This window comes from Caulobacter sp. 17J65-9, from assembly GCF_010975005.1.
Taxonomy (GTDB): Bacteria; Pseudomonadota; Alphaproteobacteria; order Caulobacterales; family Caulobacteraceae; genus 17J80-11.
The window spans coordinates 25829-32416 of the sequence record NZ_JAAIVC010000025.1; the positions used below are offsets into that span (position 1 = coordinate 25829).

The 6588-nt window shown below is 69.5% G+C and carries 8 protein-coding genes; 1 reads left to right on the plus strand and 7 read right to left on the minus strand.

The genetic code is table 11. From position 1 onward, the window contains the following. The 3 genes from G3573_RS06565 to G3573_RS06575 are packed head-to-tail and all read right to left on the minus strand — an operon-like array spanning window position 1 to window position 2703. On the minus strand, window positions 1–675 hold the full coding sequence (locus G3573_RS06565; RefSeq protein WP_163260286.1) for a class I SAM-dependent methyltransferase: 675 nt from the start codon (window positions 673–675) through the stop codon (window positions 1–3). Between the two features lie 40 nt (window positions 676–715). Continuing rightward, window positions 716–1837, minus strand: coding sequence for a cell division protein ZapE (gene zapE, locus G3573_RS06570; RefSeq protein ID WP_163260287.1), 1122 nt, complete (start codon window positions 1835–1837; stop codon window positions 716–718). A gap of 50 nt (window positions 1838–1887) precedes the next feature. Continuing rightward, on the minus strand, window positions 1888–2703 hold the full coding sequence (locus G3573_RS06575; RefSeq protein ID WP_163260288.1) for a hypothetical protein: 816 nt from the start codon (window positions 2701–2703) through the stop codon (window positions 1888–1890). Window positions 2704–2792: 89 nt separating this feature from the next. On the opposite strand from G3573_RS06575, the gene G3573_RS06580 reads away from it, so the two are divergent. Further along, window positions 2793–3269, plus strand: coding sequence for a DUF5615 family PIN-like protein (locus tag G3573_RS06580; RefSeq protein ID WP_346427348.1), 477 nt, complete (start codon window positions 2793–2795; stop codon window positions 3267–3269). 4 nt (window positions 3270–3273) lie between these two features. Here the strand turns inward: G3573_RS06580 and mscL are convergent, their stop codons facing one another. From mscL to G3573_RS06600, 4 genes are all read right to left on the minus strand, one after another. Further along, a complete protein-coding gene (gene mscL, locus G3573_RS06585) occupies window positions 3274–3678 on the minus strand; it encodes a large-conductance mechanosensitive channel protein MscL (protein ID WP_163260289.1) in 405 nt (134 codons plus the stop codon). A gap of 74 nt (window positions 3679–3752) precedes the next feature. Beyond that, a complete protein-coding gene (locus tag G3573_RS06590) occupies window positions 3753–4052 on the minus strand; it encodes an integration host factor subunit beta (protein WP_163260290.1) in 300 nt (99 codons plus the stop codon). Between the two features lie 223 nt (window positions 4053–4275). Next, a complete protein-coding gene (gene rpsA, locus G3573_RS06595; RefSeq protein WP_163260291.1) occupies window positions 4276–5970 on the minus strand; it encodes a 30S ribosomal protein S1 in 1695 nt (564 codons plus the stop codon). A gap of 166 nt (window positions 5971–6136) precedes the next feature. Continuing rightward, window positions 6137–6588, minus strand: a 452-nt coding sequence (locus tag G3573_RS06600) for a (d)CMP kinase (RefSeq protein WP_163260292.1), incomplete at its 5' end; no start/stop codon positions are given.

Below are 6588 nucleotides of genomic sequence, written 5' to 3' on the forward strand. Positions count from 1 at the left end.
TCAACGCTTGACCACGATGGACAGGCCGTCGCCGATGGTGGCCAGGGTCATGTCGACGCGCGGGTCGTCGTGGATCTGCGCCGCCAGGGTGCGCAGGGCCTCGGTGTCGGGATCGCGCTTGGTCGTGTAGGCCACGTCGCCGCCCCAGAGCATGTTGTCGATCATCATTACGCCGCCGGGGCGCAGCAGCTCGAGGCAGAGCTCGTAGTAGTCGCCGTAGCCGGTCTTGTCGGCGTCGATGAAGGCCATGTCGAAGCCGCCGGCCTCGCCCTCGGCGAGCAGGCCGCGCAGGCTGTCGGCCGCCGGCCCCAGCCGCGCCTCGATGACGTCGTCGACCTTCGCCTCGGCCCAGTAGCCCCGCGCCCGCGCCACGTACTCTTCGGACAGGTCGAGCGCGAACAGGCGCGCGCCGTCTCCGTGCATGGCCTTCATGGCCAGGGCGGTGGCGGTCGAGGAGTAGCCGGTGAACACGCCGACCTCGATCGCGCGACGGGCGCGGATCATGCGCGCGACCACCTGCATGAAGCCGCCCTGCTCGGGGCTGATCTGCATGCGCGAGACGCCGCCCATCGCCTCGGTCTCGGCCCGGCAGCGGGCCAGCACCGGGTCTTCGCGCACGCCCAGGCGCTGGACGTAGGCGCGGACTTCGTCGGACAGGCCGAGGGATCGGGACATGCGGGCGGCTCCTTGCTGACGGCGCGAGCCCTGAACCCGTTCAGGCCTCCGCGCGCTCCACGTAATCGGCCGAGCGCATCTCCTGCAGGCGCGAGACGGTGCGCTCGAATTCAAAGGCGCCGTCGCCGGCGGGGTAAAGGTCGGCCGGTTCGCCCTCGGCCAGCACGACCAGCTTGGTCCCGGCCTCGTAGAGGGCGTCGATCAGGGTCACCAGCCGGCGCGCTTCGTTGCGCCGCTCCGGCCCGAGCTTCGGCACGCCGGCCAGGAACACGGTCTGGAAGCGCCCGGCGATCGCCAGATAGTCCTGCGGCCCCAGCGGGCGGGCGCACAGCTCCTCGAAGCTGGCGCGCAGCATGGCCCCGCAGGCGCGCGGGAATTCCAGCCGCCGCCCGGCCACCTCGATCGTCGCGCCGACCTCGTGGGTCACCCGGGTCATGTCGCGCCACAGGTGGTCGAAGGCCTTGCTGGTCTCGGCCGTGATCGGGCTGAAATAGACCTGCGCGCCCTTCAGCCGGTCCAGGCGGAAGTCCTTCGGCCCGGCCACCTCGACCACTTCGCAGCGGCGCTTGAGCATGTCGATGAAGGGCACGAACAGCTGGCGGTTGATGCCGTTCTTGTAGAGGTCTTCCGGCGGGCGGTTGGAGGTGGCGACCAGCACCACGCGCCGCTCGAACAGGGCTTCGAACAGCCGGCCCAGGATCATGGCGTCGGCGATGTCGGTGACCTGCAGTTCGTCGAAGCACAAGAGCCGCGCGTCGCGCGCGATCAGGTCGGCTACGGGGGCTATCGGGTCGTCGCCCTTGGCCGTGCCGAAGCGCTTCTTGCGGGCGCTCGCGTCGCCCTCGCGCCAGGCGCCGATCAGGGCGTGCACCTCGCCCATGAAGACGTGGAAGTGGGTGCGCCGCTTCTTCTGGACCGGGGCGGAATCGAAGAACAGGTCCATCAGCATGGACTTGCCGCGGCCCGGCGGCCCCCAGACGTACAGGCCCTTGGGCGCCTTGCCCCGGGAGAAGAACGGCAGCGGGATCCAGGGATCGTTCAGGCTGTCGAGCTCGCCCTCCAGCCGCGCGAACGCCTCGACCGCCCGGGCCTGGCCCTCGTCGGAATGGATCTCGCGCTTCTTCAGAAGGCGCTTGTAGGCGGTGCGGACGGATACGGGCATGGGTTCGCCGCATAGCAGCCGCGGCGGCCCGCGGCAAAGCGGCTCGCGCCTCAGGCGGTCTCTTCGAGCCGGCGCGCCCGGGTGATCTGCACGTGCTCGTAACCGGCCTCGACGATGGTTTCGGCGTGCTCGCTCTCCAGCTCGATCGCCCAGCCCGTCTCCGTACAGTGGAGGGAGGTCGTCCGGATCAGCTGACGACCGTCGCTCGAACGGGAGATGCGCTCGCTGCGCACGCGATCCGGCCCGACCGCCTCGTTCTCCAGCGTATGCACCACCTTGACCCACTGACCGTCCGCGCGCTGGAAGCGCTCCGGCGGCCGTTCCTCGCGTCCAGCCAGCACGGGCCCGCTGGCGCGCACGCCGCCGAGCGCGATCAGGTCGGCCCCGATCAGGTCCACGGCGGCGTCGGCCGGGACCTGCTCCATGAACGCTTCGATTTCGGCCCGATCCGGCGAGGGCCCGGGCGCCTCGCGGCGGAGGTTGGCCAGCACCTGCGCTCGCGCCTCCGACCAATTGAAGACACGGCGTGGGAAGCCGCGCCGGTCAGCCCCGAAGATTGCGCGCACGCCGATCCAGGCGCGCTCGTAGGGGTTCGGCCCGCCGCCGAGGTCCGCGTCGTCCGCGCGGATCGCGACCAGCGTCCGGGCGATCAGCAGTTCCTTGGGCTGCACGTCGACGATTTCGAACAGGGTCTCGTAATGATGGCGTCTGGCCGACGCGCCCTTCGGCGACTGCTCGCGGACCTCCGTCACCCAGTCGTAGCGATAGCGGTCGCCGACCCGATCGGGCCGCGACTGCACGGTCAGCAGCTCGGGCTTGCGCGTGCCGCCGGACGCGCCGAGCACAAACGACAAAGGATTGCGCATCAGGTCCCCCGCGTGTCTCGCGAAACAGTCCCGCGTCCGGAGGCGGGTGGCAACCGGGAACCGCTGGGGACGTGCGGGCTTCCGCAGGCGTGAGCCCGCTGCGCCTGCTGTGCGACGAGATGCTGTTCCGCCTGGCCCGCTCGCTGCGGGCGGCGGGCTACGACACCGTGCTGGCCGCCGACGGGGCGCCGGACCGGGATCTGCTCGAACGCTGCCGGCGCGAGGACCGGGTGCTGGTCACCCGCGACCGCAAGCTGATGGCGCAGGCCCTGCCCGACGTGCGCGCGGTGCTGCTGGTCGACGAGGACCGCGAGGCGGAGGCGCGGGCGCTGTCGCGGGCGCTTGACATCGACTGGCTGCTGGCCCCGATGAGCCGCTGCATGGTCGACAACACGCCGCTGTCGCCGGCCGGCCCGGCCGACCTGGCGCGCGTGCCCTCGACCGTCGAAGCCTCGCCGGAAGCGGTGAAGGTGTGCCGGACCTGCGGGCGGGTCTATTGGCCCGGAGGCCACGTGAAGCGGCTGATGGAGAAGCTGTCGTGCTGGGCCCGGGAAGCCCGGGACTGACGGATCAGCCCTTCTTGCGCAGCTCGTCGCGGATCTCGGTGAGCAGCTTTTCGCTGGCCGTCGGGGCCGCCGCGACCGCGGGGGCCGGCGGATAGAGGCGGTTGATCACCTTCACCAGCAGGAACACCGCGAAGGCGACCAGCACGAACTGGATCAGGGTGTTGACGAAGGCGCCGTACTGGATGGCCACCAACTCGTTGACGGGCGTGGCCGGGTCGTCCTTGCGCAGCACCACCTGCAGGTGGGCGAAGTCGATGCCGCCGATCAGCAGGCCCAGCGGCGGCATGATCACCTGGTCGACCAGGCTTGAGACGATCTTGCCGAAGGACGCGCCGAGGATGACGCCGACCGCCAGGTCGACGACGTTGCCGCGCATGGCGAAGGTGCGGAATTCGCCGAAAAAGCTCATCGCCCAGAATCCTCAGAGTTAGAGCGCGATGACCGCCGAAACCGGCGGCCACTTTCGGCTATCGCGCTCTAGGGTCAGGCCGCGTTCTCGTCGCCGCTCAGGTTGAGCCGCTCGCGCAGCTCCTTGCCGCTCTTGAAGAAGGGCACGTGCTTGGCCGGCACGGAGACGGTCTCGCCGGTGCGGGGGTTGCGGCCCGCGCGCGCCGGGCGCGAGCGCACCGAGAAGGCGCCGAAGCCGCGCAGTTCGACCCGGCCGCCGCTTTCCAGCGCATCGACCATGCCGTCCAGGATGATGTTCACCACCCGCTCGATGTCGCGGTGGGTGAGGTGCGGATGTTCCGCCGCCAACCTAGCGATCAACTCGGACTTGATCATACGGGCTCCCCCGAAAAGGCGGGCGATCCTGCGTCAGGCGAACGCCGATCACAAGCCTTCCTCGTCTCATAACACCCGGCACGACCTCAGAAAAAGGCCCGAACGGCTACAACAGCCAAGCTTTCGTCCTTAACGGCGCCGCTTGCGGGTCCGGACAAACGAAAAGCCCGCGCGGATCGCTCCGCGCGGGCTTCGTCTTCAAGCCTGAGGCTTCGAGAGGAGATTACTCCTTCGAGGCGCGCTCGCGCAGGGCGGCGCCCAGGATGTCGCCCAGCGAAGCGCCGGAGTCCTGGCTGCCGTACTGTTCGATGGCCTGCTTCTCGTCGGCCATTTCCAGCGCCTTGATCGACACCGACACGCGGCGAGCCGCCTTGTCGATGTTGACGATCTGGGCGTCGACGCGGTCACCCACGGCGAAGCGCTCGACGCGCTGCTCGCCACGGTCGCGCGACAGGTCCGACTTGCGGATGAAGGCGGTCATCGGGGCGGCTTCGTCGCCGAAGCGGACTTCGATACCGCCCGAGGTCACTTCCGTGACGGTGACGGTCACGGTCTGGCCCTTGCGGTACACGTCGCCGGCCATCGGGTCGCCCGACAGCTGCTTGATGCCCAGGGAGACGCGCTCCTTCTCGATGTCGACGTCCAGGACGCGGGCCTTGACCACGTCGCCCTTCTTGTAGCGGGCGATGGCTTCTTCGCCCGAGGCGTTCCAGTCGATGTCCGACAGGTGCACCATGCCGTCGATGTCGTTGTCCAGGCCGATGAACAGGCCGAACTCGGTGGCGTTCTTCACTTCGCCTTCGACTTCAGTGCCGATCGGGTGCGAGGCGACGAAGGCCTCCCACGGGTTCGACTGAGCCTGCTTCAGGCCCAGCGAGATACGGCGCTTGGAGGCGTCGACGTCCAGGACGACCACGTCCACTTCCTGCGAGGTGGAGACGATCTTGCCCGGGTGGACGTTCTTCTTGGTCCACGACATTTCCGACACGTGCACCAGGCCTTCCACGCCCGGCTCCAGCTCCACGAAGGCGCCGTAGTCGGTGATGTTGGTGATGCGGCCGGTGAAGCGGGCGTTGACCGGGTACTTGGCGTCCACGCCGTCCCACGGGTCGGCCTGGAGCTGCTTCATGCCCAGCGAGATGCGCTGGGTGTCCGGGTTGATCTTCACGATCACGACCTTGACGGTGTCGCCGACGGCCAGGACCTGGCTCGGGTGCGACACGCGCTTCCAGCTCATGTCGGTGACGTGCAGCAGGCCGTCGATGCCGCCCAGGTCCACGAACGCGCCGTAGTCGGTGATGTTCTTGACCACGCCTTCACGGACTTCGCCTTCCGACAGCTGGCTGACCAGCTCGGTGCGCTGCTCGGCGCGGGCTTCTTCCAGGATGGCGCGACGCGACACGACGATGTTGCCGCGCGGACGGTCCATTTTCAGGATGGCGAACGGCTGTTCCTTGCCCATCAGCGGGCCGACGTCGCGAACCGGACGAATGTCGACCTGCGAGCCCGGCAGGAAGGCCGAGGCGCCGCCCAGATCGACGGTGAAGCCGCCCTTCACGCGGCCGACGATCGAACCGACGACCGGCTGGCCTTCGGCGAACACGCCTTCCAGGCGGGTCCAGGCTTCTTCGCGGCGAGCCTTCTCGCGGCTGATGACGGCCTCGCCCATCGCGTTCTCGACGCGCTCCAGGTAGACCTCGACGGTGTCGCCGACCTTCGGCGCGTCCGTGCCCGGGCCGAATTCACGGACCTGGATGCGGCCTTCGGTCTTCAGGCCGACGTCGACGATCAGGAAGTCCTTTTCCATGCCGACCACGCGGCCGTGGACGACCTGGCCTTCGATGATGTCACGGCCGGCCAGCTGTTCGTCGAGCAGCGCGGCGAAGTCGTCGCGCGAGGGAGAGAAAACGTCAGTCATAAGGGTCTTTCGGTTGTCGGAACGGAGAAGCGCGCGCAGCCGTGCGGCGGCGGTCGCTTCACGCGCGGGTTTTCGGGCTCATAACCGAAGGGGGCGTCGGGTCTCGATGGTCCCGCACCCTGCTTGGTTGTCGCCCGCGGCCGTCCGAGGCGCGGCACGGTGAGATTTAGCCCTGTCGGGCCCGCGCCGCCTCGACGATGCGGCGGGCCGCATCGGTCGCGGCCTCTATATCCAGATCGCTCGTATCCAGCAAGACGGCGTCGTCCGCGCGCACCATGGGCGCGGCGCCGCGGCCGGCGTCGCGCTCGTCGCGCCGGCGGATGTCGGCCAGCACGGTTTCAAAGGCCACGTCCTCGCCCTGGCCGACCAGCTGCTTCCAGCGGCGCTCGGCGCGGACCTCGGCCGAGGCGGTGACGAACAGCTTGGCCTGGGCGTGCGGAGCGATGACCGTGCCGATGTCGCGGCCGTCCAGCACCACGCCCGGCTCGCGCCCGGCGAAGGCGCGCTGCAGGTCCAGAAGCGCGGCGCGCACGCCCTCGAACACCGCCACCCGGCTGGCCGCCTCGCCGGCGACGCCGCCGCGCAGGCCCGGGTCGCCCAGCCGGCCCAGGCTGAGGT